This is a genomic window from Nonomuraea sp. NPDC003201 (genome assembly GCF_053590415.1).
This window is the reverse complement of the sequence record NZ_JBSFTC010000586.1, coordinates 1-3,600: the sequence shown is the minus strand read 5'-3', so window position 1 is coordinate 3,600 and position 3,600 is coordinate 1. Positions and strand designations below refer to the sequence as shown.

The window sequence follows — 3,600 nt, the reverse complement described above, 5'->3', positions numbered from 1 at the left end:
AGCCGGCCGGCGCGGATGCGGTGGGCGGCGTCGATGATGCCGCTGCCGCCCGCCTGCCGGAAGACGTGGGTGAGCTGGACCCGCGGGACCGCCTCCACGCGCAGCAGGTCGGCGAGCACGTCGCCGGGCCCGATGCTGGGCAGCTGGTCGCCGTCGCCGATGAGCAGCAGATGGCTCCCGGACGGCACGGCGGCGGCCAGCCGGGTGGCCAGGTGGAGGTCGAGCATGGACGCCTCGTCCACCACGATCAGGTCGGCCTGCGACGGCGTCTCGTCGAACAGCGTCTCCGGGTCGGGATCGGGCTGGCGGGCGAGCATCCGGTGGATGGTCATCGCCGGCAGCCCGGTCAGCTCCGACAGGCGCTTGGCCGCCTTGCCCGTGGGCGCGGTGAGCGTGACCGTGCCGCCCGCCGCCCTGACCGTGGTCGCGATGGCCTTCACCGTGTGGCTCTTGCCGCACCCGGGACCGCCCGTGATGATGGAGACGGTGCTGGTCAGGGCCATGTTGACGGCGGCCTGCTGGTCCTCGTGGAGCCCGGGGTCGTCGGGGAAGGCGCGCAGGGGGAGCGTCGAGCGGGCCCGCATGAGCCGGGCGATCTGCTCGGTCAGCGCCGCCTCCCGGCCGTGCACGTGCTTGGCGTACGCCACCGCCTGGCCCGGCTGGCCAGGCGCGGCCTCCACGACCACCCGGCGGTCGGCCACGAGCGCGTCGATCATCGGGCGCACCAGCTCCTGGTCCTGCTCGATCAGCTCCGCCGTCTCCCGCACCAGCGCGGGCACCGGCACGAAGCAGTGGCCGTCGCGGCTGCCCGCCGCCTCCAGCCGGTCGAGCAGCGCCGCCTTGACCCGCTGCGGGCTGCGCTCGGGCACCCCCGACTGCAGCGCGATCTTGTCGGCGATCCGGAACGCGATCCCCCGCACCCGCCCGATCAGCCGGTACGGGTCCGTGGCCAGCACCTCGTCGGCGTCCTGCCCGAACACCTGGTAGATCTTGGCCGCCAGCAGCGGGCTGACTCCGAGCCCCTGCAGCGTCACCATCAGCGCGGCGATCGCCTTCTGCTCCTGCCACGCCTGGACGATCTGCCCCTGCCGCAGCGGCCCGATGTTGACGACCTCGGTGAGCCGCTCGGGCTCGCTGTCGATCACCTTGAGCGTGGCCTCGCCGAAGTGGTCGACGATCGCGTACGCCAGGCGCGGCCCGATGCCCCTGATCAGCCCCGACCCCAGGTAGATCCGGATGGCCCGGACCGACGAGGGCACGATGCGCTCGCACCCGCTGACCGCGAAGCGCCGCCCGTAGCGGGGATGGCGGCCCCACTCGCCGAAGATCCGCAGCGTCTCGCCGGGCTGCGCCCCCGCCAGCGCCCGCCCGGTGGCCACGAAGTCGGGCTCGCCGTCGGCGCTCATGCGCGCGACGGTGTATTCGTCCTCCCGGACGTAGACGAGCTGCTCGACCGACGCCTCCACACCGCAGATCCAACCACCTGGCACCGACAAAGGTCACATGGCGGTCGGGTATGTCTCCGGTTCGGTGTCGCCCCACGGCTCGCCGTGCAGCGGGTGCAGCGCCCTGGTCTCGTCCAGCCAGATGAACGCGTCGTAGCGGCCGCCCACCACCGTGGGCACGTAGTTGCCCCTGAGCTCACGCTCGGGGTGGTACACGACGCCGACCGCCCGGTGCCCCATCGGCTCGTCGTACCAGGCGGGCCTGGACCACTTGGGCGGGACCACGAACAGCACCTCGGGCTCGACGACGGCCTCGTGCAGCAGCGCCTCCAGCGACGCGTGCCGCGCCGGCGGCACCCGCATGACGTGGTGCTGCGAGCCCCAGGCGGTCGCGGCCACCACGGACCCGCGGTGGGTGCCGAACCCCACCAGCACCGCGTCGTCGCCGTAGCGCTCCCGGGCCAGCTGCCCGAGGTTGGTCATGCCCGCGGCGGCCATGTCCGTGGCGCGGGCGTCGCCCACGTGGGTGTTGTGCGCCCACACCACGCCCTTGGCGTCGGAGAAGTCCGCGAGCCGGGCCATGGTGTCGGCCATGTGGACGTCCCTGACGTTCCAGGACTCGGGGCCGCCGCGCACCATGGAGCGGTAGTAGCGCTCGGCCCCGGCCACGACCTCGGCGTTCTGGCGCGCGCTGAAGCCCTGCTCGTCCTCGGGCGCGGCGCGGGCCACGGCCTGGAGCAGCCGCACGACCTCGTCCTCGCAGCCCTCCGGGACCAGCCGGGTGGCCAGGCCGTACTGCTGCGGGTCGTGGCCATAGGACTCGAAGCAGTACAACGCGTCGATGACCGGCTCCATCTCGTGCGGCAGCCGGGCGGCGGCGTAGCGGCGCACGGCGCGCAGCGAGTCCCACAGGCTGTAGACGTCCAGCCCGTGGAAGCCGCAGCGCTCCTCGCGCGGCAGCGCGGCGTTGTAGCGCCGCAGCCACCGGCAGAACTGCACGACCTCCTCGTTGGCCCACATGAACGTCGGCCAGCGCTCGAACGCGTAGAGGGCCTCGAAGGGATCGGTGTCGCCGGTCACGGCCCGATGCACCCGTTCGCAGTCGGGCCAGTCGCCCTCGACCCCGACGAAACCGAATCCCTTCTCGGCGATCAGCCGGCGGGTCAGCTCCGCCCGCCAGGTGTAGAAGTCATGCGTCCCGTGGCTGGCCTCGCCGATCAGCACGAACCTCGCCTCGCCCACGCGTTCCATCAGCGGGTCGAGGTCCCCCGGGCCGGTCAGCGGCAGTGCCGAGCGGCGTACCTCGTCGAGAACCGTCATTCGTCCTCCTCCGCGAGCACGCGCAGGCATTCGCGGGCCAGCTGGAGCTCCTCGCGCACCTGCACCACCATGACGGGGACGGCCGCGTCGTACGCGCTGACCGGCCCGTCGTCGTGGCGGTTGCCGAGCGCGGGAGGCTCGATGCCGAGCAGCCCGAGGCGGGCGCAGACGGCCTCGCGCACCTCGGGCTGGTCCCAGCCGATCTCCCCGGTGAACACCAGCGCGTCGATCCGCCGCAGCGAGGTGGCCGCGGCGGCGATCTCCCTGGCCACCCGGTGGCTGAACACCTCCAGCGCCAGCTCCGCGGCCGAGTCGCCCTCCCGCGCGGCCGCCACCAGCTCGCGCGTGTCCCCCGAGAGGCCGCCCGACAGCCCCAGCAGGCCGGAGCGGCGCTCCAGCCCCTCGCTCAGCTCGTCCACCGTGAGATGGCCCGGCCCCAGCAGCCACATCAGCATCCCGGGATCCACGCTGCCCGAGCGCCGGGACATCGGCAGCCCCTCCAGCGGGGTGAAGCCCATCGAGGTGTCCAGGCTGCGCCCGCCCGACACCGCGCACACCGAGCAGCCGCCGCCCAGGTGCGCCAGCACGAGGTCCAGCTCCGCCGGCGGCCGGCCGAGCAGCTCGGCCGCCCGGTCGGCCGCCCACGCGTACGACAGGCCGTGGAAGCCATAGCGGCGCAGCCCGTACTTCTCCCGCCAGGACAGCGGCAGCGCGTAGACCGCGGCCTCCTCCGGCAGGCCGGCGTGGAAGGCGGTGTCCGGGCAGAGCACGTGCGGCAGGGCAGGCAGCTCCGCGCGGGCCGCGTCCAGCAGGGCCAGCGCCGGCGGCAGGTGCA

Annotated in this window: 3 protein-coding genes; all 3 read right to left on the bottom strand. The window is 73.8% G+C overall.

Annotation, left to right across the window (positions count from 1 at the left end; translation table 11 throughout):
- Positions 1-1,466, bottom strand: a 1,466-nt coding sequence (locus ACWDX9_RS61160) for an AAA family ATPase (RefSeq protein WP_449973090.1), incomplete at its 3' end; no start/stop codon positions are given.
- A gap of 33 nt (positions 1,467-1,499) precedes the next feature.
- On the bottom strand, positions 1,500-2,765 hold the full coding sequence (locus ACWDX9_RS61155) for an erythromycin esterase family protein (protein WP_449973089.1): 1,266 nt from the start codon (positions 2,763-2,765) through the stop codon (positions 1,500-1,502).
- The coding region (locus ACWDX9_RS61150; protein WP_449973088.1) for an acetate kinase at positions 2,762-3,600 on the bottom strand (839 nt) is incomplete at its 5' end. The genes ACWDX9_RS61150 and ACWDX9_RS61155, both read right to left, overlap by 4 nt.

Coding starts and splice junctions, on each gene's coding strand:
- ACWDX9_RS61155 (WP_449973089.1), bottom strand. CDS start 2,765: ATGACGGTTCTCGACGAGGTACGCCGCTCGGCACTGCCGCTGACCGGC.